Source organism: Streptomyces krungchingensis (genome assembly GCF_054729265.1).
The window spans coordinates 2,854,065-2,877,334 of sequence record NZ_JBPUKY010000001.1; the positions used below are offsets into that span (position 1 = coordinate 2,854,065).

The window sequence follows — 23,270 nt, forward strand, 5'->3', positions numbered from 1 at the left end:
CGGCAGGGACTCCCCCACGGCTGCCGGTCCGCGTCGGGGAGTCCTGGCGGCGGCCCGGGGGCTCAGGGCCGGTAGGACAGTTGCGGGACCTGGAAGCAGGTGGAGTTCATGTCGCCCTGGGAGACCCAGCCCCGGCCGTCCTTCCAGCGGGCCACCGACAGGCAGGCCCGCCGTGTCGTCGGAGGCTCGGCCAGCCGCTCGTACGTGACCGGGAGCAGCAGCCCGCCCGCGGTGTAGGGCTCGCCGCGGTTCATGAAGGCGTCGACGCAGGCGCGGGTGACCCCGGCCGCCGTACAGGACTTCGCCGCGTCGGCGAACCACCGCGCGGCCGCCCAGCCCTCCAGCTGCCACTGGGAGTGCGACCCGAACCCCTTGGTCGCGTCCCGGAACTCGCGTACGGCGGGGTTCGCGGTGTCCTGGTAGTCGCGGCTGGACCCGGTGGCCCACAGGGCGTTGCGGCACCGCGGGGAGTCCTTGTAGTCCTCGGCCACGGTGGACGTCCAGTTCTGCACATTGGTGACCTTGGCGATGACCTCGGCGTCCACGTCGTCCATCGCCTTGCACAGCTGCGCGTTGCCGTGCGTGTCGACGGCGTCGAAGACGAGGTCGGCTCCCCGGTCCTTCAGATCGGCGGCGGCGGCACGGAAGTTGGGCAGCGCGAAGTCGACCTGTTCGGTGACCACCTTGTAGCCCTCGGCCTTCAGGCCCTGGGTGACGAGCCGGGCGTAGGCGGCCGACGCGGACTGGTTGTAGGAGACGACGGCGGCCGTGCGGGCGCCGTGCACGCGCTTGAAATAGCGGTAGACCTCGGTGCCCCCGTACAGCTTCCCGCCCCAGCCCGGCGTTCCGTCCCGGGGCGCGAGACTCCCGTAGATCCCGTACAGGTGCGGGTAGGTGTCGTACGCCGGCCCGATGGGCTGGCCGCCGATGTCGGGCACGCGCGCGTGCGACACGCGCGGGGCGCCGGCGTAGTCGAGGGCGGTGGTCGCGACGAGGGCGACGACCTTGTCCTCGTCGATCAGCCGGTGCACGCACTCGTTGTTGCCGACACCGCTGCCGCCGTCGTCGCACAGCCGCACCTCGACGCGGCGCCCGTCGATGCCGCCCCGGGCGTTGAGGCGGTCGAAGTAGGCCTTCGCCCCGTCGCGCGGGCCGGTGAAGGCCGAACCGCCGACGGGGCTGGTGGCACTGGTGACGATGCCGACCCGGATCGGGGCGGTGCCTCCCTGCCGGGTGGGAGTGGACCGGTTCTCGAAGTCGCTCTCGGGGAGGCGGCTGCCGCAGGCCGTGCCCAGCAGGAGGACCAGCGCGAGGGCGAGCGCCTCAGCAGCCGGGGCCGGGCGACTCATTGCCGCTCAACTGGACCAGCGCGCACAGGGTCTTGACGGAGACCTTCCAAGTGCCGTCCTGTTCGACGGCCGTCCCGGAGGCACCCGGCAGCGCGGTCGCGCCCTTCAGGGTCAGCGAGTACGTGACGTCCGCGTCCCGCGGTGACGTGAACGCGACCTTCTCGACGTGCGCCTGCACCTCCTGGCCGCGTTTGTCGCCGTTGAAGCTCTTCAGGACCTCGGTCATGGCGTCGCCGTTCTCCAGGACGCTCTGCTTGTCCTTCTGGGGGACGGCGGGATCGAAGAACTTCTCCCAGTTCCGCTCGATCTCCTTCTCGGCCGCCGCCGGGTCGGACGGGGCGGTGGCGCTGGGCGACGGGTCGGCGGACCGCTCCACGGAGGGCGCGGGCGGGGCGCCGCCTCCACCGCCGCTGTCGTCGCCGCATGCCGTGAGGGCGGCGGCGAGGACGAGAACCGCCGCCGCCGCCCGGCCACTTGGCCGCCTGAGTTCGCTCCCGAGAACCATCTGGCTCACCACCGGGTGTAGTCCGGGCCATGTGCGCCCGGTGCTTTCAGGGTCAGCTTCCAGAAGGCATAGTGCAAGCCATTGGCTGACATGGACAGACACACGACGTGTGGGAGCCCGGATGCGGACATCTCGACTGCGGACCGTGCACCCCGTCCTGTGGGCCGGGTGGGCCGCGCTCGCCGCCGGAGCGGTGCTGGGCGTCATCGGCTGGTACGGCATCTCGGGCGAGCGCTACGCGGAGCGCCAACTGCCGTACCTCGCCTCGTGCACGGTGCCCGGCGCGGCGCTGATCGTCGCGGGCGCGGTGCTGCTCACGCACGGCAGGAACGCACTGGCATCGGCGCGCGTCGAGGAGTTGTACGGACTGCTGGTGGCGGCCGAGCCCGCCGGGGCGGCGGAGTCCGGGCCCGCCGTGAGCATGCCCCTGGCCTCCAGCGGCGACCTGTCGATGGTGCCGGGCGGCACGCTGTGGCATCGCGCCGACTGTCCACTGGTCGCCGGGAAGGCGGAGGCGGTGCCGGTGGACTCGCGGGTCCTGGCGAGCGGGGAGCTCGGGCCGTGCCCGATCTGCGAGCCGTCCGCAGCCGGTCCGGACGACTGACGGCCCTCCCGTGGCCTCGCTGACGTACGACCTCACCCTCGCCGGTCTCTCGGTGGGAAGTGCCGCCGCGCTCACCGGGACCGGTCTGATCGTCACTCACCGCGCCACCGGGGTGCTCAACTTCGCGCACGGCGCCGTCGCCATGGTGTGCGCCTTCCTGCTGCGCCAGTTCACGGTCGAGTGGGGCTGGCCGCTCGCGCTCGGCACCGCCGTGACCCTGCTCCTGGTGGCCCCGGCCATCGGTGTGGCGCTGGAGCGCTTCGTGTTCCGGCCGCTGGCCGTGCTCGGCGGCGACCCGACGCAGACACTGGTCGCGTCGATCGGCGTCTTCGTCCTGCTGGTCGGCGGGGCGGCACTGGTGTGGGGCACCGGGGCACGGGCGGACGCGCCGACCGTGGTGTCGGCCGACCCCTGGGGGCAGTTGGCGGTGGCCCTCGCGCTCGCCGCGGGCGTGGGCGCCGTACTGCGTTCGCCGAAGGGACGCCCGCCGGGCTCGCGACGGCGGACCCGCTTCGCCACCGAACTGCGCGCCGTCGTCGACGACCGCCCGCTCGCCGTGCTCGGCGGCATCGACGCCGACCGGGTGGCGGCGGCCGGCTGGGCCTTCGGCTCCTTCACGGCCGGTCTGACCGGCGTGCTCCTCGCCCCGTACGTGCGCCTGGACCCGTACGGGATGCCGCTGCTGGTCATGGAGGTGATGGCGGTGGCGGTGGCCGCGCGGATGCGCAGTCTCCCCGTCGCCGTCGTGGTGGCCCTCGGTGTGGCGGTCGGGCAGAGCCAGTTGACCCGGCTGCACCCCGCGGGCCGGGCCGAACCGCTGCTCCAGGCGGTCGGCGCGAACCTGTTCGTGGTGGCGCTGCTCGTCTCGGCGCTCGTCCTGCCCGGCGTCGGCACCCGTGACGCGCTGCCGCGCACCGCGACGGCCCGCGTGGCGACGCCGCCGGGGGCCTGGATCGTCGCGGTCGTCCTCTTCCTGCTGCCCCTCGGGTTCGCGGGCTCGGATCTGCACACGTCGGTCCAGGTGCCGGCGTTGGGCGTGGTCCTGCTGTCGCTGGTCGTCGTCACCGGCCGCGGCGGCCAGATCTCGCTGGGACAGGCCGCGTACGCGGGGCTGGGTGCCCTGTTCACCGCCCTGCTCGCCGCGGGCCGCTTCCCCGGCCTGCCGCGCCTTCCCGAACTGGCCGCGCTCGCGGTGGCCGTGCTCCTGGTCGCGCCGCTCGGTGTGCTGACCGGGTGGCCGGCCATCCGGCGGCACGGCCTGGCGCTCGCGCTGGCGACGTTCGCCGTGGGGGTGGGGGTCAGCCGGTTCGTCTTCGCCCAGCCGTACGCCACGTCGGGGCTCTCCCTCGGCCGCCCGGCCGGATTCGGCGGCGACCGGGCGTACTACGTGCTCGAACTGGGGCTGCTGACGGCCGCGTTGCTGGCGGCGAACGCTCTGCGCCGGGGACGTACGGGCCGCGCCCTCGCCGCCCTGCGCGACCACGAGCCGGGCGCCTCGGCCGCGGGTGTCCGCGTCCCGGCCCTGAAGCTGACCGCGTTCGTCACGGGTGCCGCGCTGGCCGCGCTGGGCGGCGGGATGCTCGGCATGGGGCTGCGCGCCTTCGACGCCACGGCGTACGACCCGGTCCGCGGGCTGCTGTGGTTCGCGGCGGTCGTGGTCCTCGGCGCGGACAGCGTCCTCGGCGCACTCGCCGCGGCGGCGCTGCTGGTGGGCCTCGACGCGGGGGCCCGCGGCGGCGTCGCGGCGGCCCTGGTCGGCGTCCTGGCGGTCCTCGTCGGCCGCTTCCCCGGCGGTCCCTACGAGGCGCTGCGCACGGCGGCCTCCCGCCTCCGGCTGCGCCGCGAGGTGTCCTTGACCCCGCTGGGGTCGCGGGTACGCCGACGTCTGCTGTCCGCGGCGCCCCGGCGGGCGGACCACCCCGCGCCCCTCTCCGGCACGCCGGGCCCCGCCGTCGTACCCGCACCCCGCAGCGGCCGGAGCCACACCACCCCACCCGGCCCACACACGCGGCCGGGAGCCACTCCCCCGCCGTCCCCGCACACCCGGCGGGAGGCAGCGGCACCCTCGTCGCCCCGCGGCCTGACCGGAGCGGCTGTCCCGGCGGGGCACCGCAGCGGGCCGGGGGCCGTCTCCGCTCCCTCCGCGGGCGCCGAGCCGCGGGCTCCGCTCTCCGTCTCCCTGCGCGCCCGCGGCCTGCGCGTCGGGTACGGCGGGTTCACCGCCCTCGACGGGGTCGACCTGGACGTCCGGCCCGGACGCGTCACGGCCGTCGTCGGGCCCAACGGAGCCGGGAAAAGCACGCTCTTCCACTGCCTCGCCGGCACGCTGCGCCCGTCGGACGGGCGGGTGCTGCTCGGCGGGCGGGACATCACCCGGCTCCCCGCGCACGCGCGCACCCGGCTGGGGGTCGCGCGGACCTTCCAGCAGCTCGCCGTCTTCCCCTCCCTGACGGTGGCCGAGAACGTCCGGGTCGGTGCCGAGCAGGGCCGGACCGCCGATCCGGAAGCCGCGGAACGGGCGTTGCGGCTCCTCGGCCTCGACGGGCCGGTGCGGGCGTTCCCCGCGGCGGGGCTGCCCACCGGCACGCTCCGGCGCGTCGAGCTGGCCCGGGCGCTCGCGGGGAGTCCGCGGGTGCTGCTGCTGGACGAGCCCGCGGCAGGACTCGACGCCCCCGAAGTGACCGCGCTGGCACGGGTGCTGCGGGCGCTCGCCGCGGACGGCACCGCCCTCCTCGTCGTCGAGCACGACCTCGACCTCGTCGCCGACCTGGCGCACACCGTCCACGTCATGGTGGCGGGACGGATCGTCACCTCCGGCCCCGCCGACCACGTACTGGAGAGGGGGTACGGCGGTTGAGCATCGCCCTGCGCCACGCGCGCGTGCGCTACGGCCCGCTGGAGGCCCTGCACGGCGTGACCCTGGCCGCCCCGGGCCCGGGTCTCACCGTGCTGCTCGGCCGCAACGGGTCCGGCCGTACGACGGCGCTGCGCGCGCTGGCCGGAACCGTGCCGCTGTCCGGCGGGGCGATCGTGTGGGACGGCGTCGACGTCACCCGCCGGACCGCGCACGAACGCGCCCGGCTCGGCCTGTGTCTCGTCCCCGAGCGCCGGGCCGTCTTCGGTTCGCTCACCGTGCGCGCGAACCTGGAGCTCGCCGCGGCCGACTTCTCCCCCGCCCTCGACGCCTACCCGCGGCTGGAGCCCCTGCTCTCCCGTCGCGCGGGCACGCTCTCGGGCGGTGAGCAGCGGATGCTCGCCGTCTCCCGCGCCCTGCTCGCCCGCGCGCGCGTGGTGCTCGTCGACGAACCCGCGCAGGGCATGTCCCCGGCGGTCGCGGCACGGACGTACGACCTGCTGGCCGGTCTCGACGCGTGCGTGGTGGTCGCGGAACAGCGGCTGCCGCCGGGGCTGCGCGGACGGACCGACCGGACGACGTTCGTGTACGAACTGAGCAGGGGCGCGGTCGTGTTCAGCGGAGAGGCGGCGGAGCCTGCGCGAGGAGCGACGGGTGCAGCGGCGGACCGAACAGGACGAGGCCCAGGTGGCGGGAGCCGGCCGAACCCTCCGGGATGACCAGCAGGGTGCCCTCGTTCAGCTTGTCCGGCGAGCTTCCGACGATCTGCTTGTTGGCCTTGTACAGCGCCTGCCAGCCGCCCTTGACCTTGTACTTGCGGGCGATCGAGGCGAGCGTCTCGCCGTGCTTGACCACGTGCATGCGGCCCTGGAGCGCGTATCTCCGGGAGCAGACGGGCCAGGCCCCCCACCCCTGGGAGGCCACCACCTTCTCGGCGATCTTGATCTGCTCCGCGCGGGTGGCGAGGTCGGCACGCCGGGCGTACTTGAGTCCGCCGAACGCCTCCCAGGTGGGCTGCCAGAACTGCAGCCCGCCGTAGAAGCCGTTCCCCGTGTTCGCGTCCCAGCGGCCGCCGCTCTCGCACTCGGCGACGCAGCCCCAGGGCCACTGGTCCTTCGCGCAGTCGTACGACACCCGTGTCATGTCGGGGCCGGGAAGCGGCGGCGGGGGCGCGGCGACCGCGTCCGAGGGCACGAGGACGGCCAGCGCGGTGACGGCGACGACGGTGGCGGCCGCGACCGCGTGCCCGAGGCGCCCGGCCGCGTGTCCGGCGTGCTCGGCCGCCTGCCGGAGGCGGTTGATCGACGGGGGCGGCGTGACCGGCCGGGTCGGCATGAGGAACATCGCGCCCACGCTAGGCGGCCCCTCGGCCCGGCCGGTCGAGCCGCGCCCGGTGCGGGCGCGGCCCCACCCGGTCGGAGGACCGGGTGGGGCCGCGTGCCCGGGACGAGGGGGAGCGCGACTCAGAGGTCGAGCCGCAGCCCGGGCACGATCAAGTTGGGGTCGTCGCCGATGACGGCCCGGTTGGCGCCGTAGACCTTCCGCCAGGTGGTGCCGTGCCGTCCGGCGATACCGCTCAGGGTGTCGCCGCTGCGGACGGTGTAGTCACCGCGCGACGCGTCACGGTTGGTGTGGCCCGTCGGGCGTGCCGGCGTCTTCGACGGCTTCGGCTTCGACGGGGCCGACTTGGGTGTCGACTTGGTGGCGGCCGTCCCCGCGGCCGATCCGGCGCCCGAGGACGCGGGCGCGTTTCCGTAGGCTCCGGCGCGCGCCGCGCAGGTGGGCCACGCGCCCCACCCCTGCGCCCGCTGGACCTTGGTGGCGACGGCGATCTGCGCGCTCCTGGAGGCCTGGTCGGCCCTCGACGCGTAGGCGGTGCCGCCGTACGCGCGCCAGGTGCCCGCGGAGAACTGGAGCCCTCCGTAGTAGCCGTTGCCGGTGTTGATGTGCCAGTTGCCGCCGCTCTCGCACTGCGCGATGCGGTCCCACACCCCACTGTCGGCCGCGGCGGCGTCACCGCTCGCGGCGAGCAGTCCGAGCGGGGCGAGGAGTACCGCCCCGGCGAGGACCGCCGTCGTACGGGCCTTGCCGGCCGTACGAGCCTGATGGGTGTTCTCGGCACATTCGGACATGTAATTCCCTCTCGAAACACCCGGGGTCCCCCAGGGCGGGGCGCGACGGCCCGCGCATGGGACGCGGTCGGCGCGCTCCGCCCCGTCCGCCGGAGGCTGTACTGAGAGCTGGTTGGTTCGGCCGGCGGACCTGCCCGAGCGGTGCTCGTTGCACACGGCCGAGGAATCTAGGGAGCCGACCGCCCCGATATCAACCAACTCCTTGTCATTCGAGGCCAGTTCGCCGTTACCGCGAGTATCGTCGATTTTCGGCCACCCACTTCATTGGGTGATTTCAGGATTTATCGACCTGCCATCTTCGCGATCTGTGACCCACTTCACCGACTCAACTTCCTTGGCATTCCGACAAGTTGACTGGGAGTGACCGATTCCGCGGGCGATCTCACGCTGGGCTTCGGATGGTTCGATTCCGTTCGTGCTCGGGCGTGACTCCGGCCACAGATCGGCCGTTGTCATCTTCATGAGCCGGGATCCCCCGGGTTCATGGGCCGGGAGCCACCCGGCATCACCGCGCACCGCCTTCCCGAGGAGCCACCGTGCCGCGCATGCTCGACGTCAGCGACGACGTACGCGCCGAGATCGGCGACGATGAAGCCGACCGGCTGCTCGCCGGAGAGAACGCCCCCGGCAGTTACGACTGCACGTCCTGCCGCACCCCGGGCGACTCGGAACAGGAGCGGACCAGCACCGTCCTGTTCATCGGCGACGAGACCGCAGTCCTCGCCTTCGCCCACGCCACCTGCCTGCCCTCACAGGTCGTGCAGGTCACCGAGGAGCAGCTGCAGGGCGCCGTCCGCTCGATCCACCCCGACGGCATCCCCACCGAGTTCGTTCCCGAGCAGGCCGTGCTGGGCGTCACCAGCGGACTCGTCCTGATCAACGGCGAGTTGCACCCGGCGCTCGTCGTCGAGCCGACCGGCCCCATCGTGCGCCCCGGCTCGACCGACATCGGCGACGACTTCCTCCCCCTCCTCATCGAGCAGGGCTTCATGCCGGTGACCGCGGTGAACGGGGTGCCCCCGGTCCTGCACGGCTGGTCCGTGCTGCTCGCCATGGGCCAGCTGCACGCCGTGCTCCAGCCGGGCACCGGCGGTGGCTCCCCCGTCGCCTGGTGGCAGGCCCACCAGGCGCTCCAGGTCGCCGAGAGCTGGCGGTCGGCCGCCAACAAGCACCAGCAGGTGCTCCTGTTCGCGGCCCCGGTCGGCTCGATCGGCCGCCAGCCCCGCGAGGACCTGCTGCGCGACGCGCTGGACAAGGCGGCGGCGAACGGAAAGCTCGTCGCCGCCACCATGCCGCTCGCGGGCACCTGAGCCGGCCCCGGGGAGCCCGGGCGCGAAAGTGCGCCGGGCACACTCCGGTTGACCTGCGAAAGCGACGTGGTGGCCGCATCCGTTGGGCGGCGGGGTCGTTGGCACATACGTGCACACCTACGAAGCCCCCCGCCGCCGGCCCTTCCAGCCGGATCCGCCCGCGCGTTCGGCGCAGGACACCTCGGGCGGTCCATCGGCCACACCGATCTACGACGCGCTGTGCGCCGAGTGGGTCAGGGCCTTCAAGGCCCTGCCCGGTGACCGGCACGGCGAAGAGGATCTGGGCTTCACGGCCTTCGGGAGCATGCCGCGCGGTGCGACCTCGTACGGCGCGTACAACTCCTACAGCGCGGGGGCGCACTCCGCGCGGCACAGTGCCGTGCAGCAGGGTCACACCACGACGGCGACGGCCATCTGGCAGCCGAGCGGGCGGCAGCACAGCACCGGGATGCACCACATCCCGGCCGCGCTGCCGCCCGCACCGCGTCGGGGTCTCTGACCCCGCCCATGAGGAAGGGCCGGCTCCCCCGGGGGAGCCGGCCCTTCCTCATGTCCTGCTACTTCTTCTTCGCGCCGCGCTTCTCGCGCACCCGCACCGAGATGTGCAGCGGCGTGCCCTCGAAGCCGAACTCCTCACGCAGCCGACGCTCGATGAAGCGACGGTAGCCGTGCTCGATGAAGCCGGAGGCGAAGAGCACGAACCGCGGGGGCTTGGTGCCCGCCTGCGTGCCGAACAGGATGCGGGGCTGCTTGCCGCCCCGGATCGGGTGCGGGTGGGCGGCGACCAGCTCACCGAGGAAGGCGTTCAGCCTGCCGGTCGGGACGCGGGTCTCCCAGCCGGCCAGGGCCGTCTCGATCGCCGGGACGAGCTTCTCCATGTGACGGCCCGTGCGCGCCGAGACGTTGACGCGCGGCGCCCACGCCACCTGGCCGAGCTCGGTCTCGATCTCGCGCTCCAGGTAGTAGCGGCGCTCCTCGTCGAGGGTGTCCCACTTGTTGAAGGCGAGGACGATCGCACGGCCCGCCTCGACCGCCATGGTGACGATGCGCTGGTCCTGCACGGAGATCGCCTCGGACGCGTCGATCAGGATGACGGCGAGCTCGGCCTTCTCGACGGCGGCGGCCGTGCGCAGCGAGGCGTAGTAGTCGGCGCCCTGCTGGAGGTGGACACGCTTGCGGATGCCCGCCGTGTCCACGAACTTCCAGGTGACACCGCCGAGTTCGATGAGCTCGTCGACCGGGTCGCGAGTGGTGCCCGCGAGTTCGTTGACGACGACGCGTTCCTCGTTCGCCACCTTGTTGAGCAGCGAGGACTTGCCGACGTTCGGGCGGCCGATGAGGGCGATGCGGCGCGGGCCGCCGACCGCGGAGCCGAAGGTCTGCGCCGGGGCCTCGGGCAGCGCCTCCAGGACCGCGTCGAGCATGTCGCCGGTGCCGCGGCCGTGCAGCGCGGAGACGGGGTGCGGCTCGCCGAGACCGAGGGACCACAGGTACGAGGCGTCGGCCTCGCCGCTCGGGCCGTCCACCTTGTTGGCGCACAGGACGACGGGCTTGCCCGCCTTGCGCAGCAGGCGCACGACCGCCTCGTCGGTGTCGGTGGCGCCGACCTTGGCGTCGACGACGAAGACGACCGCGTCGGCGGCCTCGATCGCGTACTCGGCCTGCGCGGCCACCGACGCGTCGATGCCGAGGACGTCCTGCTCCCAGCCGCCGGTGTCGACGACCTTGAAGCGACGGCCCGCCCACTCGGCCTCGTAGGTCACGCGGTCACGGGTGACGCCCGGCTTGTCCTCGACGACCGCCTCACGGCGGCCGATGATCCGGTTCACCAGAGTTGACTTGCCGACATTGGGACGGCCGACGACGGCGAGGACGGGCAGCGGGCCGTGGCCCGCCTCCTCGATCGCGCCCTCGACGTCCTCGATGTCGAAGCCCTCTTCCGCGGCGAGCTCCATGAACTCCGCGTACTCGACGTCGCCGAGTGCCCCGTGGTCGTGCTCTGCCGAGCCCTCGGGCTGGATGTGGTCGTTCATGAAGTCCGTACCTCGTCGTTCATTCGTGGTGATCGGTGGACCGCCCGCCTCCGGGAGATCCACTACTCAAGTGTCGCCTAGTGCCCGGTGGGGCGCCCGGCGTTTTCCCGGCGTCCGGTCAGACGCCGGGCCTCGTCCAGATGGGCGCTCAGCTGCTTCTGGATGCGGGTGGTGGCCTCGTCCAGCGCCTTGCGCGTACGCCGTCCGGTGCCGTCGCCCGCGTCGAACGGGTCGCCGAAGACGACGTCGACCCGGCTGCGCAGCGGGGGCAGCCCCTTTATCAACCGGCCCCGCCTGTCGGAACTTCCCAGCACCGCCACCGGCACGATCGGGGCTCCGCTGCGTACCGCGAAGTACGCGAGGCCGGCCCGCAGCGAGGCGAAGTCGCCCTCGCCGCGCGTGCCCTCCGGGAAGATCCCGAGGACGCCGCCGTTCTCCAGGACGCCGAGCGCCTGGGTGATGGCCGTGCGGTCGGTGGTCTCGCGGTCCACCTTCAGCTGGCCGATGCCCAGCAGGAAGGGGTCGAGCGGCCCGATGAACGCTTCCTTCTTGATCAGGAAGTGCGTGGGCCGGGGCGCGACACCCATGACCATCGGTCCGTCGATGTTGTGCGAGTGGTTCACGGCCAGGATCGCCGGGCCCGTCGCGGGTACCTTCCAGGCGCCCAGGACACGCGGCTTCCACAGCCCGTACATCAGGCCGACGCCGATGCGGCGCCCGACCTCGGCGCCCCTCTCGGAGGGTGCGGTCACTTGGCGGCCCGCTTCTCCTCGACGAGGGTGACCACACACTCGATGACCTGCTGGAGCGTGAGGTCCGAGGTGTCCACCTCGACCGCGTCGTCCGCCTTGGCCAGCGGGGACGTCTTGCGGCTGGAGTCGGCCGCGTCCCGCTTGATGAGCGCCTCGCGGGTGGCGTTGACGTCCGCGCCCTTCAGCTCACCGCTGCGGCGGGCGGCACGGGCCTCCGGGGAGGCCGTGAGGAAGATCTTCAGGTCGGCGTCCGGCAGCACGGTGGTGCCGATGTCGCGGCCCTCGACGACGATCCCGTACGCGGCGGTAGCGGCGAGCGAGCGCTGCAGCTCGGTGATGCGGGCGCGTACCTCGGGCACCGCGCTGACCGCGCTGACCTTGGAGGTGACCTCCTGCGTGCGGATCGGGCCGGCGACGTCGGTCCCGTCGACCGTGATGGTCGGCGCGGACGGGTCGGTGCCGGAGATGATCTCCGGCTTCTCCGCCGCGGCGGCGATCGCGGAGGGGTCGGCGACGTCGATGCCGTTGCTCACCATCCACCATGTGATCGCCCGGTACTGGGCGCCCGTGTCCAGGTAGCTCAGGCCGAGCTGCGCGGCGACGGCCTTCGAGGTGCTCGACTTGCCCGTGCCGGAGGGGCCGTCGATGGCGACAATCACAGCCGGAGCGGTCCGGGCGGCCTTTTCCACGGTGACGGACACCTTCCTGGTACGGGGTGATGGGTGTGGGGGCACGATCGCGCCCCGCCCAAGGTTACTGGCTCCGCGGACCCCTTATCACTGGCCCTTCCCGCGGCCGGACCACCGGCGCGCGCCGCGACCGGCCGCCGTGCCCGCCCGCGGACGCCTCAGCGCGCCCCCGGGAGCGCGCTCGGCCGCCGGGGTCACCGCCGCGGAGCGCGGGACGGCCACGGCCGGCCGGGGGGCCGTCATTGCCGCAGTGCCCAGCCCCGCTCGCGCAGCGCCGCGCTCAGCACCGGCACCGCCTTGGGCTCCACCATCAGCTGGACGAGTCCGGCCTGCTGGCCGGTGGCGTGCTCGATGCGTACGTCCTCGATGTTGACCCCGGCCATCCCGGCGTCGGCGAAGATGTGGGCCAGCTGACCGGGCTGGTCGTCGATGAGGACGGCCACGGTCTCGTACACGCGCGGAGCCGAACCGTGCTTGCCGGGGACCCGGACCTGGCCCGCGTTGCCCCGGCGCAGCACGTCCTGGATGCCGTCGACGCCCTCGCGGCGCTTTTCCTCGTCGGAGGACTGCAGGGAGCGCAGTGCCTGGACGGTCTCGTCGAGGTCGGAGGAGACGTCCGCGAGGAGGTCGGCGACCGGCCCCGGGTTCGCGGAGAGGATGTCGATCCACATCCGCGGGTCCGAGGCGGCGATGCGGGTCACGTCACGGATGCCCTGCCCGCAGAGCCGTACCGCCGCCTCCTCCGCGTGCTCCAGGCGCGCGGCGACCATGCTGGAGACCAGGTGCGGCATGTGCGAGACGAGGGCGACGGCCCGGTCGTGGGCGTCGGCGTCCATGACGACCGGCACGGCACGGCAGTGCGACACCAGCTCCAGGGCGAGGTTCAGGACCTCGGTGTCCGTGTCGCGGGTGGGGGTGAGCACCCAGGGCCGGCCCTCGAAGAGGTCGCCGGTCGCCGCCAGCGGGCCCGACTTCTCACGGCCCGACATGGGGTGCGTACCGATGTACGAGGACAGGTCGAGGCCGAGCGCCTCCAGCTCACGGCGCGGTCCGCCCTTGACGCTGGCGACGTCGAGGTAGCCGCGCGCGACCCCGCGGCGCATGGCGTCCGCGAGCGTGGCCGCGACGTGCGCGGGCGGGGCCGCCACGATCGCCAGGTCGACGGGCCCCTGCGGCGGCTCGTCCGTGCCGGCGCCGAGCGCCGCCGCCGTACGGGCCTGCTCCGGGTCGTGGTCGGCGAGGTGGACGACGACTCCGCGGGCAGCCAGCGCGAGCGCCGCCGACGTGCCGATCAGCCCGGTCCCGATGACGAGCGCGGTCCTCACTGGGCGATGTCCTTGCGCAGTGCGCCGGCGGCGCCGAGGTAGACGTGCACCACGTCGGCGCGCGGCTTGTCGGACTCGATGTGCGCGAGGACCCGTACGACCCGGGGCATCGCGCCCTCGATGTCCAGTTCCTGCGCGCAGATCAGCGGGACGTCGACGATGCCGAGTCCCCGGGCCGCGGCCGCCGGGAAGTCGCTGTGCAGGTCGGGCGTGGCCGTGAACCAGATGCTGATCAGGTCGTCCGCGGTGAGCGCGTTGCGCTCCAGGATGGCGGTGAGCAGCTCGCTGACCTGCTCGTCCATGTGCCCGGCCTCGTCCCGTTCCAGTTGGACGGCGCCCCGGACCGCTCGTACCGCCACGGTGATGCTCCTCGCTGATGTACGTACGTGTCTGAACGCACCAGCGTAGTCAGCCCGCGACACGCGGGTGCGGGGCGCCCGCCTGCCGAGACGGGCAAAGGCCCCCCGCGGACCGGTGGTTCTCAGAGGTTCTGCGCCCTGATGATGTCCTCCAGGGACCCCGCGGGCATCTGTCCCTGCGGCGTCAGCTTGTCGACGGCCGTGGGCAGGTTCTCGGCGATCTGGGTCGCGGCCTGGTCGGTGGTGATCCCGGCCTCGTCGGCGACCTGTTTGAGGGCGTCGTCGGGCAGCGCGTGCTGAATCTGCGCGCCGGTCACGGACTGGTTCTCGCCCGTGCCGACCCAGGAGTCCTTCTGCTCCGCCAGGCCCGCCTTGGTGAGCATGTCCAGCAGGCCGCCCAGCGGATTGCCGCCCGCGGCACCCGAGCCGCCGCCGCTCAGGGCTCCGAGCAGGGCGCCGAGGATGTCGCCCGCGCCGGGGGCACCCGCGGCGCCGCTCCGGCCGGAGCCGCCGAGGAGGCCGCCGAGCAGGCTGCCGAGATCGTTACCCGCCATGGTCACGCCTTTCCAGAGGAGGGCCGGGGGCAGGTCGCCTCCCGGCCTCAGACTCTGCCAATCTCACGCGAATCGCCGTATTCCGCCACTTGTGGTGAGAACGCCTCTGTGCGCCTCTGGACGCGGGGGCGCGCGTCCGCTGTCATGGCAGGAGGCTCGCCTCGGGGGAGGCCCGTATGACCCGCATGAAGCGTCCAGGACCCCTTCTCACCCTGCTGGCGGGACTGCTGCTCGGGGTGTTCATGCTGTCGCTCAACGCGACGACGGGGACGAGGAACGCGTCCTCGACGCAGGAGGAACCCGCCGCGACCGTGTCGCCCGGGGCGACGGCCGGCCCGGGCGAATCCGCGCCCGCGTCCCCGGCCGCGCCGTCGACGGCGTCCGCGAGCCCGTCCCGGGGCGTCGCGGCCGACGCCGACTACGCGGGCCGTACCGACGACGACTCGTCGGCGGTCGCCGTCTCACTGCGCGACGGCAGGGCGATCGCCTACTTCTGCGACGGACGGGACAAGGAGTCCTGGCTGAAGGGCGACGTCGAGGACGACGGCACCATGAAGCTCACCGGGAAGAACGGCGCGGAGCTCGACGGCACCCTCCAGGACGGCAGGCGGATCCGCGGGACCGTCGACCTGGGCGGGCGGCGCTACGGATTCACCGCCGACAAGGCGGTCAAGCCGTCCGGTCTGTACCGGGCGACCGCCACGGTGCGCGGCGCGAAGATCGACGGCGGCTGGATCGTGCTGCCCGGCGGCCGGCAGGTCGGCGTCCTCGACCGCGACGGCAGGCCGTCCGCCGCGCCCAGGATCGACCCGGAGACCGGCGCCGTGACGGTCGACGGCCGGACGATCACGGCGAAGCCAGTCACTCCCTGACCCGCACCGGGCTCCGTCCGCCGCCCCACGGCGGCAGAGGCACCCACACCCCGACCGGTGCCGGTACCCGCCCCGTCCTCCACCGGACCCCCGTCCTTCCTGACCAGGGAACCGATATGACCGTGGACCCGAACGCCGCCACCCAGGGCTTCCCCTCGCCGGGACCCGTCCGACGCCGCTCGCACCCGGCCCGCTACCTCGTCCCGGCCCTGGCCGCCGCGGCGGTCGCCGTCGGGCTGGGCGCCTACGCCAAGGTGCACGACCCGGCCGGGACCGCCTTCAACATCGCCGGCTTCAGCAGCACGGGCGCCGTGAAGTCGTGGCTCGCGACGACCGCGTTCTTCTTCGCGCTCGTCCAGGTCGTCTCGGCGTTCATGGTCTACGGCAAGCTGCCGGGCCCGGGCTGGGCGCCGGCGCTGCACCGCTGGTCGGGCCGGATCGCCTTCCTCGTGGCCGTTCCGGTCGCCGTGCACTGTCTGTACGCATTGGGCTATCAGACGTACGAATCGCGCGTCTTGTGGCACTCCCTCCTGGGTTGCTTCTTCTTCGGCGTCTTCAGTGCCAAGATGCTGCTGCTCCGCTCGGAGCGACTGCCCGGCTGGCTGCTGCCGATCATCGGCGGCCTCGTCTTCGCCGTGCTCACGGCCATCTGGCTGACCTCTGCCCTCTGGTTCTTCCGTACGTTCGGAGTGACGACATGACCAACCGCTCGACGCGGCGCACGGTTCTCGCGACAGGGACGGCCGCACTGCTCGCGGGGTGCAGCAAATACGGCGACAACAGCAGCAGCGAGTCGGAGTCGTCTCCCTCCGAGGCCCCGCTGGCCGACACGTCGAAGGCCCCCTCGGCCGCGCCGTCCGCGGCGGCGTCCGGTGGCAAGGAGCTGACCACGAAGGCCGCCGTCCCGGTGGGCGGCGGCAAGATCTTCAAGGAGCAGAAGGTCGTCGTCACCCAGCCGAAGAAGGGCGAGTTCAAGGCCTTCTCGGCGATCTGCACCCACCAGGGCTGCACGGTGAACACCGTGGTCGACGGCCTGATCGACTGCCCCTGCCACGGGAGCAAGTTCAGTGTCGTGGACGGCGCGGTGAAGGCCGGCCCGGCCCCGCGTCCGCTGCCGGCCAAGAAGATCACCGTCGAAGGAAATTCGATCCGGCTGACCTGAGGCAGCACGTACGCTCCGGGAATGGATGCCGCGGCCCTGGTGCGTGACCACACGATCTACTCCTGCGTGATGGGTTCACGCGCCTTCGGGCTGGCCACCGACACCAGCGACACCGACCGCCGGGGCGTGTTCCTCGTCCCCACCCCGCTCTTCTGGCGCTTCGAGAAGCCGCCGACGCACGTGGAGGGCCCGGCCGAGGAACAGTTCAGCTGGGAGCTGGAGCGGTTCTGCACCCTGGCGCTGCGCGCCAACCCGAACGTCCTGGAGTGCCTGCACTCCCCGCTCGTCGAGTACGCCGACACCACCGGCCGCGAACTGCTCTCCCTGCGCGAGGCCTTCCTGTCCCGCCAGGCGCACGAGACGTTCGCGCGCTACGCCATGGGGCAGCGCAAGAAGCTCGACGCCGACGTCCGCAGGCACGGCGCCCCGCGCTGGAAGCACGCCATGCACCTGCTGCGCCTCCTCACCACGTGCCGCGATCTCCTGCGCACCGGCGAGCTCCGGATCGACGTCGGTGAGGAGCGTGAGCCGCTCCTCGCGGTGAAGCGGGGCGAGGTCCCGTGGGAGCGGGTGGAGGCCTGGATGACCCGGCTGGCGGCCGAGACGGACGAGGCGGCCGCGGGCAGTCCTCTCCCGTACGAGCCGGACCGGGCCCGTGTGGAGGACTTCCTGTTCCGGGTGCGCCGCGCCTCAGCCCTCCAGGCGTACCCGGACGACGAAATCGTGCAGGGCGTCGTGGGCGGTTGAGGCGTCGGGCAGCGCCGAGGCGTCCTGGGCCTCGTCCAGCAGGGTGTGCAACCGCTCCACGTCGTCCCGCACCCGCGCGTGGTCGACGTCGGCCGCGCCGTGCTCCCGCTCCGCCTTCACGGCGATCAGATCGGGCAGCCGGGCGGGGGCCTCGGCCACGCACCCGAGCAGCGTGGGCAGATGGGCCTGCACCTCACCGCTGCGCATCAGATGGACGCCGGTGAGCAGCACACGGAACGTGTAGAGCAGCGGCTTGAGTTCGCCGGTCCGCTCGAACAGCCGCCACTGCGTCGCGGCGAAGCCCCGGTAGTGGTGGGCGTGATGGCGGGTGAGCACGGCGGGGGCGAGCGCGACCAGCTCGCGGTGCGCCGCCGTGGTGTGCACGACCAGGGGGGACAGGAGCTGTTCCAGCACATAGCCGTTGCGCCGCAGCATCAGCCGGACGAACTTGCGCAGGTCGTGGGTGACGAGGTCCATCTCGACACCGTCCTCGAACCACATGCGCGACCGGGTCTCCTCCGGTTCGCGCAGCCCGACGAGTTCGGCGGTGGGGAGCAGGTGGACGCCCCGCAGGTCGACGTCGGAGTCGCGCGAGGGGAAGCCGTAGAGGTGGGCTCCGGAGACCGTGGCGAAGAGCACCGGGTCGGGCTGCTGCGCCACCACGGCCTTGAGGTCGATGTCGAGGACGTCCGTCATCCGTCAAGCGTCCCAGAGCGCCCCCAGCGACATGAGGTCGCCCTGGTACTCGATCCGGTCGGCCCAGGAGGTCGGCCAGGCGTCCGAGCCGTGGTAGGCGCCGGCGAAGGCACCCGTCAGGCAGGCGATGGAGTCGGAGTCGCCCGAGGTGCAGGCGGCCCGGCGCAGCGCGGTGAGGGGCTCGTCGACGAAGAGCAGGAAGCACAGCAGGCCGGTGGCGAGGGCCTCCTCGGCGATCCAGCCGCCGCCGGTGGCCATGCAGGGGTCGCTCTCGGGCGAGACGGTCCGCACGGCGTGCCGCAGCTGGTCCAGGGCGGCGAGGCACTCGTCCCACCCGCGGGTGATGTACGCCTCGGGCGTGGGGTCCTCGCTGTAGGTCCACAGGTCGCCGAGCCAGCGGGAGTGGTAGCGGTGGCGGTTCTCGTACGCGTACGACCGCAGCCGGCCGACGAGGCCCATCGGCTCGACGCCCTGGGTGAGGAGCCATATCGCGTGCGCGGTGAGGTCCGCGGCGGCGAGGGCGGTGGGGTGTCCGTGGGTGAGCGCGGCCTGGAGCTGCGCGGCACCGGCGCGCTGTTCGTCGCTGAGTCCGCGGACCAGTCCGACGGGAGCCACGCGCATGTTGGCGCCGCAGCCCTTGGAGCCGATCTGGCTGGCCTCCTGCCACCGGCGCTTCTCGTTCTTCAGGAGGTTGCAGGCGACGAGGCAGGTGCGGCCGGGCGCGCGATTGTTGTCGGGCGACTGGTACCAGTCCACGAACTCCTCGCGCACCGGCCGTTCCATGCGCAGCGGGCCGAGCAGTCCGCGGTCCATGGCCGTGCGCAGCCCCCGCGCCAGCGCCAGCGTCATCTGGGTGTCGTCGGTGACCTTCGCGGGCGTGGGCAGTGCCATCTGCCGCCAGGGTCCGCACTTGTCGAGGATCGCGGGGACGGAGTTGAACTCGGTCGGGTACCCGAGCGCGTCGCCGAGGGCGAGGCCGATGAGAGATCCGGTGGCGGCGCGCTTGGCGAGAGTCGTGGCGGTCATCAGGGCCGTCCTTCCGAACTGGGACGCAGCAGGGGCGGGTGCAGGGCTTTGGCGCCGCCCGCGCGGTAGAGCGCGGCGGGCTTGCCGCGGCCGCCGGTGAGGCGCGCGGCGCCGGGGACCTGCTCGACGAATCCGGGCGTGGCGAGGACCTTGCGCCGGAAGTTGGGCCGGTCGAGGGCGGTGCCCCACACGGTCTCGTAGACCTGCTGCAGCTCGCCGAGGGTGAAGCGGGGCGGGCAGAAGGACGTCGCGAGACAGGTGTACTCGAGCTTGGCGCCGACACGTTCGTGGGCGTCCGCGAGGATCCGGTCGTGGTCGAAGGCGAGCGGGCCCAGCGCGTTGAACCGCAGCCACTGGGCCTGTGCGGCGTCACCGCCGCCGCGCGGCTCGGGAGGGTCCGGGAGCAGCGCGGCGAAGGCGACGGAGACGACGCGCATCCTGGGGTCGCGGTCGGGCTCGCTGTAGGTACGCAGCTGCTCCAGGTGGAGTCCGGAGAGGTCCGACAGCCCGGTCTCCTCGGCAAGTTCACGGCGGGCCGCCGCCTCCGCCGACTCGTGCGGCAGCACGAAGCCGCCGGGCAGTGCCCAGCGGCCCGCGTACGGTTCCTGACCGCGCTCGACGAGCAGCACCTGGAGTGCGCCGGCGCGAACCGTCAGGACGGCCAGGTCGACGGTGACGGCGAAGGGTTCGAACGCGTACTTGTCGTAGCCCTCCGGTGCTGTGCCGCCCGGCGCACGGCTCTCCTTCCCGCGCACGCCCCCACCTCCTGCTCACCGCCACTTTTATGGTCACTCTGACTATGGTCAGTACGACTATAAAGGGGTGAGTGGGTGCCAACAAGCCCCTGAGCGCCCGAATGTGACGCCGGGCGGACGGAGCCGGGGTGCGCGGTGCCCCGGCTCCGTCCGCCCGGCCCCGGTGTCAGTCTCCGGCGCGCGACGGCGCGAACGCGGCCACCACCGCGCCCGCCGCGGCGGCCCCCGCCGAGACCCAGAGCGCGGGTCCGCAGCCGTCGACGAAGGACCGCGCCGAGCCGTAGCCGCCGTACCGCGTGAACACGGCCGCGGCCACGGCGACTCCGAAGACCCCGCCCAGCTCGCGCAACGCGTTGTTGACCCCGGCCGCGACGCCCGCCTCCTCGGGCGGTACCGACGAGGTCACCGCGTTCGCCACGGTGGGGAAGACCATGGAGATGCCGACACCCGCGACGACCAGCGGCAGGACCAGACTGCCGTAGGAGACGCCCGGCTCGACCTGCCGGGCCAGCAGGCCGATCCCGACGGCCTGCAGGACGAGTCCCGCGAGCATGAAGGGCCGGTTGCCGAACCGGTCGGCGAGCGCGCCCGCGAGTGGCGCGACGAGCAGCGGCATCCCCGTCCACACCAGGATGCGGACGCCCGCCTCCAGCGGGGAGTTGCCGAGGCCGAGCTGGAAGAGCTGCGAGATCATGAAGAGCGAGCCGAGCAGGGACATGAACGTCAGGAACGCGGCGCCGTTGGCGGTGGAGAAGCCGCGCCGGCGGAAGTGGGTGAGCGGCAGCATCGGGTAGCGGGCCCGTGTGTGCTCCCAGCCGAGGAAGGCCGCCACGAAGACCACGCCGACGGCCAGCGCGCCCAGCACTTCGACACTCCCCCAGCCCGCCTCCGGGGCCCGCACCGGCGCCCATGAGAGTCCGGTCAGCCCGACCGCCGCCAACAGCAGGCCCACGACGTCGAGTTGTGGACGGGGACCGTGGCTCTCCCGCAGCCTGCGGGCGGCCGCCGGCAGCATCGCGAGCCCGATCGGCACGTTCAGCCAGAAGATCCACTGCCAGGACAGGCCCTCGGTGACCGCGCCGCCGAGCACCGGTCCGGCCGCCACGCCGAGCCCGGTCACCCCGCCCCACAGGCCGATGGCGACGCCCCGCTTCTCCGCCGGGAACGCGTCGCTGATGAGGGTGAGCGTGAGCGGCAACAGGACGGCGGCGCCGGCGCCCTGGACCACGCGCGCGGCGATCAGCTGTCCGGGACTTCCCGCGAGCGCCGCCATGGCCGAGGCCGCGGTGAAGACGGCGAGTCCCGCGACGTACATGCGGCGCCGTCCGAACCGGTCGCCGAGGGCGGCACCGGTCAGGGTGAGACAGGCGAAGACGAGGTTGTAGGCGTTGATCGTCCACTCCAGGTCGGACAGGCTCGCCCCGAAGTCCGCCCGCAGGGCGGGCAGCGCGGTGGAGACGACGACCACGTCCAGGGAGCAGAGCAGCGCCCCGAGTCCGGACAGTACGACGGTCCACGCGCGTCGTGGCGGTGCGGCACCGGAAGCGGGTTCGCGGACCGGGGCGCGCAGGGTGTCAGCCATGTCGGTTCCTTCCGTGAGGTCGAGGGATCACTCACGGAAGGCAGACCGGGCCCCGTCCGGAAAGGAATCGCGGCGGGCCGGGGCGCCGCCCGAGGAAGGCCACCAGACGGTCGCCGGGCCGGAGCCACGACGCCGGCGCTCCGACCGGTTCGGCGAAGCGCACCCCGCGGTCGGCGTCGTCCACGACGCACCGCGCCACGGGCAGCAGTTCGGCGGCGAGCGCCGGCGGGATCGGCCGGGACGTCCCGCACGCCTGCGCCACGTCCCAGCCGTGCACCGCGATCTCGACGGCGCCGACCGCCGCGAGCACGCCCAGCCCGAGTGACCGGTCGCCCACGCCCACGAGGGGCGCGCCCGTGCCCGGGAGGCTGCGCGCGAAGGCCCCGCCGCGGCTCGCGGCGCCCCCGGCCGAAGGCCCGTCCGTGCCGGGCGGGTCGCCCGCGTGCGGCAGGTCGCCGAAGGCCACCGCCCAGGCGCCGAGCAGCGCGCGGGCACGCTCCCGGAAGGCGCACACCGGATCGGCGGCGCCCGCGGTGGGACACAGCCCCACCTGCCCGTCGGTGACGCCCTCGTACAGCGCGTCCACCGAGTCGTCGAGGTGCCGCAGCAGCTCCCCCAGGTCCCAGCGCACGCAGGGCGTGGCCCGTCCCAGCGTGCCGGGCGCCACCACCGCGACGCTTCCGAGCGCATAGGCGAGTGAACGCTCCAGGAGCTCGCCGGAGTTCACCGGAGCACCTGCGGCAGCACCTTGGGCAGGCCGAAGCGCGCGAAGAGGTCCGGGTCGAGGAAGGCGGTGATCCGCGCGATGCGCGCTCCGCGTACGCCGAGCGCAGGCGCTGCGTGCGCGTCGCGCAGGTCTGGGACATGTGCGCCGGTCACATCGAGCACCTGCAAGGAGTGCGCCCGGTACGCGCCGTCCGCGCCCCTCTCGTACGACCCCACCGCGGGCTGTCCGTTGGCCCCCGTCGGCAGCATCCGGACCCGTCCCGGCTCGCCGACCCGCACCCCCAGGAAGCGCAGCACGTCCTTGGTGCCGCGGAACCAGTCCAGGTGAGGAGGCATCTCCAGTTCGACGCCGTCCTGGAGGAGCTCCAGCAGGGCGTCCATGTCGGCGTGCTCGAAGGCCGCCATGTAGCGGTCGATCAGCTCGCGGTCCCGGGCGACGTCCGGTTCGGTCACCAGGTCCTCCTCGGGCGCCACCTCGTCGAGCCGGGCACGCGCGCGCTGGAGGGTGCTCTTGACGGCCGCGGTCGAGGTCCCGAGCAGCGCGGCGACCTCGGGCGCGCGCCACGCCAGCACGTCCCGCAGGATGAGCACGGCCCGCTGCCGGGCGGGCAGGTTCTGGAGCGTGGCGACGAGCGCGAGCCGCAGGCTCCCCCGGGCCGCCACCACGGTCGCCGGGTCGACGAGGGCGTCGGGCAGCGGCTGGAGCCACTCGACGTCCGTCGCGGGGGCCCTCAGCGGCTCCTCGGGGGCGTCCGAGGGCCCGCCGAGGCCGGCGGGCAGCGGACGGCGCACACGGCCCTCCAGGGCCGTCAGGCACGTGTTCGTGGCGATCCGGTGCAGCCAGGTCCGCAGGGACGCCCGGCCCTCGAACCCGCCGTACGCCCGCCAGGCCCGCAGATAGGTCTCCTGGACGAGGTCCTCGGCGTCGTCCACCGAGCCGAGCATGCGGTAGCAGTGCGCGAGCAGCTCCCGCCGGTACGGGTCCGTGAGCCGTACGAACTCCTCGCGGTCGGTCGTCGCAGCCATGCCCGCTCCCTTCCCGCCGGCCCACACCCGGCGGCTCCCGCGCCGGTACGGACCGGCGGCTCCCGCGCCGAACCGGATCCGGCGGAGGGCACACCGGCGCATACCGGCGCGTTCCCCGCCGGCGCAGACCGGCGGATCGTTCACCGGTACAGACCGGCGGGGCGGCGAAAACGAATCGGCCGGCCCCGGAGAAGTTCCGGAACCGGCCGTCG

At 73.4% G+C, this 23,270-nt stretch carries 25 protein-coding genes; 9 read left to right on the top strand and 16 right to left on the bottom strand.

Going from position 1 to position 23,270, the window contains the following annotated elements; translation table 11 throughout:
- Positions 1-62: 62 nt before the first annotated feature.
- Together ACSYGO_RS12730 and ACSYGO_RS12735 are read right to left on the bottom strand one after the other, a co-directional pair.
- Positions 63-1,349, bottom strand: coding sequence for an ABC transporter substrate-binding protein (locus ACSYGO_RS12730; RefSeq protein ID WP_460386703.1), 1,287 nt, complete (start codon positions 1,347-1,349; stop codon positions 63-65).
- The gene (locus tag ACSYGO_RS12735; RefSeq protein ID WP_426680321.1) at positions 1,324-1,854 is read right to left on the bottom strand and encodes a hypothetical protein; all 531 of its coding nucleotides are present in this window, start codon (positions 1,852-1,854) and stop codon (positions 1,324-1,326) included. Before ACSYGO_RS12735 ends, ACSYGO_RS12730 begins: the two co-directional genes overlap by 26 nt.
- Positions 1,855-1,975: 121 nt before the next feature.
- On the opposite strand from ACSYGO_RS12735, the gene ACSYGO_RS12740 reads away from it, so the two are divergent.
- The 3 genes from ACSYGO_RS12740 to ACSYGO_RS12750 are packed head-to-tail and all read left to right on the top strand — an operon-like array spanning position 1,976 to position 6,031.
- Positions 1,976-2,458: a hypothetical protein gene (locus tag ACSYGO_RS12740; protein WP_460386704.1), complete on the top strand. Its 483-nt coding sequence runs from the start codon at positions 1,976-1,978 to the stop codon at positions 2,456-2,458.
- 10 nt (positions 2,459-2,468) lie between these two features.
- Complete coding sequence (locus ACSYGO_RS12745; protein ID WP_460386705.1) at positions 2,469-5,315, top strand: ATP-binding cassette domain-containing protein; 2,847 nt, start codon at positions 2,469-2,471, stop codon at positions 5,313-5,315.
- Entirely contained in the window at positions 5,312-6,031 is a 720-nt protein-coding gene (locus tag ACSYGO_RS12750) for an ATP-binding cassette domain-containing protein (protein WP_460386706.1), read from the top strand. The genes ACSYGO_RS12745 and ACSYGO_RS12750 overlap by 4 nt, the downstream gene beginning before the upstream one ends.
- Here the strand turns inward: ACSYGO_RS12750 and ACSYGO_RS12755 are convergent.
- Both ACSYGO_RS12755 and ACSYGO_RS12760 read right to left on the bottom strand, forming a co-directional pair.
- Positions 5,928-6,656: a LysM peptidoglycan-binding domain-containing protein gene (locus tag ACSYGO_RS12755; RefSeq protein WP_426680325.1), complete on the bottom strand. Its 729-nt coding sequence runs from the start codon at positions 6,654-6,656 to the stop codon at positions 5,928-5,930. The genes ACSYGO_RS12750 and ACSYGO_RS12755 overlap by 104 nt on opposite strands.
- A 119-nt stretch (positions 6,657-6,775) precedes the next feature.
- Positions 6,776-7,444, bottom strand: coding sequence for a transglycosylase family protein (locus ACSYGO_RS12760; RefSeq protein WP_460386707.1), 669 nt, complete (start codon positions 7,442-7,444; stop codon positions 6,776-6,778).
- A 536-nt stretch (positions 7,445-7,980) separates the two neighbouring features.
- Here ACSYGO_RS12760 and ACSYGO_RS12765 point away from each other — a divergent pair.
- Entirely contained in the window at positions 7,981-8,754 is a 774-nt protein-coding gene (locus ACSYGO_RS12765; RefSeq protein ID WP_426680327.1) for a hypothetical protein, read from the top strand.
- A gap of 109 nt (positions 8,755-8,863) precedes the next feature.
- A complete protein-coding gene (locus tag ACSYGO_RS12770) occupies positions 8,864-9,253 on the top strand; it encodes a hypothetical protein (RefSeq protein WP_426680328.1) in 390 nt (129 codons plus the stop codon).
- A gap of 58 nt (positions 9,254-9,311) precedes the next feature.
- Here ACSYGO_RS12770 and der read toward each other — a convergent pair whose 3' ends face one another.
- The 6 genes from der to ACSYGO_RS12800 all read right to left on the bottom strand — a co-directional run bounded on the left by der (position 9,312) and on the right by ACSYGO_RS12800 (position 14,466).
- Positions 9,312-10,787, bottom strand: coding sequence for a ribosome biogenesis GTPase Der (gene der, locus ACSYGO_RS12775; RefSeq protein ID WP_432188159.1), 1,476 nt, complete (start codon positions 10,785-10,787; stop codon positions 9,312-9,314).
- A gap of 77 nt (positions 10,788-10,864) precedes the next feature.
- Positions 10,865-11,482 (bottom strand): lysophospholipid acyltransferase family protein, encoded by a 618-nt coding sequence (locus ACSYGO_RS12780; protein ID WP_426682373.1) that lies wholly within the window; start codon positions 11,480-11,482, stop codon positions 10,865-10,867.
- Positions 11,483-11,535: 53 nt separating this feature from the next.
- Positions 11,536-12,228, bottom strand: coding sequence for a (d)CMP kinase (gene cmk, locus ACSYGO_RS12785; protein ID WP_460386708.1), 693 nt, complete (start codon positions 12,226-12,228; stop codon positions 11,536-11,538).
- Between the two features lie 239 nt (positions 12,229-12,467).
- The gene (locus ACSYGO_RS12790) at positions 12,468-13,553 is read right to left on the bottom strand and encodes a prephenate dehydrogenase (RefSeq protein ID WP_460386709.1); all 1,086 of its coding nucleotides are present in this window, start codon (positions 13,551-13,553) and stop codon (positions 12,468-12,470) included.
- Positions 13,550-13,912: a chorismate mutase gene (aroH, locus tag ACSYGO_RS12795; protein ID WP_028805244.1), complete on the bottom strand. Its 363-nt coding sequence runs from the start codon at positions 13,910-13,912 to the stop codon at positions 13,550-13,552. The genes ACSYGO_RS12790 and aroH overlap by 4 nt, the downstream gene beginning before the upstream one ends.
- A gap of 122 nt (positions 13,913-14,034) precedes the next feature.
- Positions 14,035-14,466, bottom strand: a complete 432-nt coding sequence (locus ACSYGO_RS12800; RefSeq protein WP_460386710.1) for a YidB family protein — start codon at positions 14,464-14,466, stop codon at positions 14,035-14,037.
- A gap of 185 nt (positions 14,467-14,651) precedes the next feature.
- Between ACSYGO_RS12800 and ACSYGO_RS12805 the strand changes: the two genes are divergently transcribed.
- From ACSYGO_RS12805 to ACSYGO_RS12820, 4 genes are all read left to right on the top strand, one after another.
- On the top strand, positions 14,652-15,338 hold the full coding sequence (locus tag ACSYGO_RS12805) for a hypothetical protein (RefSeq protein ID WP_460389706.1): 687 nt from the start codon (positions 14,652-14,654) through the stop codon (positions 15,336-15,338).
- Positions 15,339-15,454: 116 nt separating this feature from the next.
- On the top strand, positions 15,455-16,039 hold the full coding sequence (locus ACSYGO_RS12810) for a DUF6529 family protein (protein WP_460386711.1): 585 nt from the start codon (positions 15,455-15,457) through the stop codon (positions 16,037-16,039).
- The gene (locus tag ACSYGO_RS12815) at positions 16,036-16,500 is read left to right on the top strand and encodes a Rieske (2Fe-2S) protein (RefSeq protein ID WP_460386712.1); all 465 of its coding nucleotides are present in this window, start codon (positions 16,036-16,038) and stop codon (positions 16,498-16,500) included. The genes ACSYGO_RS12810 and ACSYGO_RS12815 overlap by 4 nt, the downstream gene beginning before the upstream one ends.
- 21 nt (positions 16,501-16,521) lie before the next feature.
- Positions 16,522-17,247, top strand: a complete 726-nt coding sequence (locus tag ACSYGO_RS12820; RefSeq protein WP_426682361.1) for a nucleotidyltransferase domain-containing protein — start codon at positions 16,522-16,524, stop codon at positions 17,245-17,247.
- Here the strand turns inward: ACSYGO_RS12820 and ACSYGO_RS12825 are convergent.
- From ACSYGO_RS12825 to ACSYGO_RS12850, 6 genes are all read right to left on the bottom strand, one after another.
- The gene (locus ACSYGO_RS12825; RefSeq protein WP_460386713.1) at positions 17,191-17,943 is read right to left on the bottom strand and encodes a nucleotidyltransferase domain-containing protein; all 753 of its coding nucleotides are present in this window, start codon (positions 17,941-17,943) and stop codon (positions 17,191-17,193) included. The two genes, ACSYGO_RS12820 and ACSYGO_RS12825, sit on opposite strands and share 57 nt — an antisense overlap.
- Before the next feature lie 3 nt (positions 17,944-17,946).
- Positions 17,947-18,969, bottom strand: a complete 1,023-nt coding sequence (locus ACSYGO_RS12830) for an ADP-ribosylglycohydrolase family protein (protein ID WP_426682359.1) — start codon at positions 18,967-18,969, stop codon at positions 17,947-17,949.
- Positions 18,969-19,724, bottom strand: a complete 756-nt coding sequence (locus tag ACSYGO_RS12835) for an NUDIX hydrolase (RefSeq protein WP_345648200.1) — start codon at positions 19,722-19,724, stop codon at positions 18,969-18,971. Before ACSYGO_RS12835 ends, ACSYGO_RS12830 begins: the two co-directional genes overlap by 1 nt.
- A gap of 166 nt (positions 19,725-19,890) precedes the next feature.
- Positions 19,891-21,306 (bottom strand): MFS transporter, encoded by a 1,416-nt coding sequence (locus tag ACSYGO_RS12840; protein ID WP_460386714.1) that lies wholly within the window; start codon positions 21,304-21,306, stop codon positions 19,891-19,893.
- Positions 21,307-21,337: 31 nt separating this feature from the next.
- Positions 21,338-22,033 carry a DinB family protein gene (locus ACSYGO_RS12845; protein WP_460386715.1) on the bottom strand — a complete coding sequence of 232 codons (696 nt, stop codon included), beginning with the start codon at positions 22,031-22,033 and terminating at the stop codon, positions 21,338-21,340.
- A complete protein-coding gene (locus ACSYGO_RS12850) occupies positions 22,030-23,058 on the bottom strand; it encodes a sigma-70 family RNA polymerase sigma factor (protein WP_432176716.1) in 1,029 nt (342 codons plus the stop codon). Before ACSYGO_RS12850 ends, ACSYGO_RS12845 begins: the two co-directional genes overlap by 4 nt.
- Between the last annotated feature and the right edge of the window lie 212 nt (positions 23,059-23,270).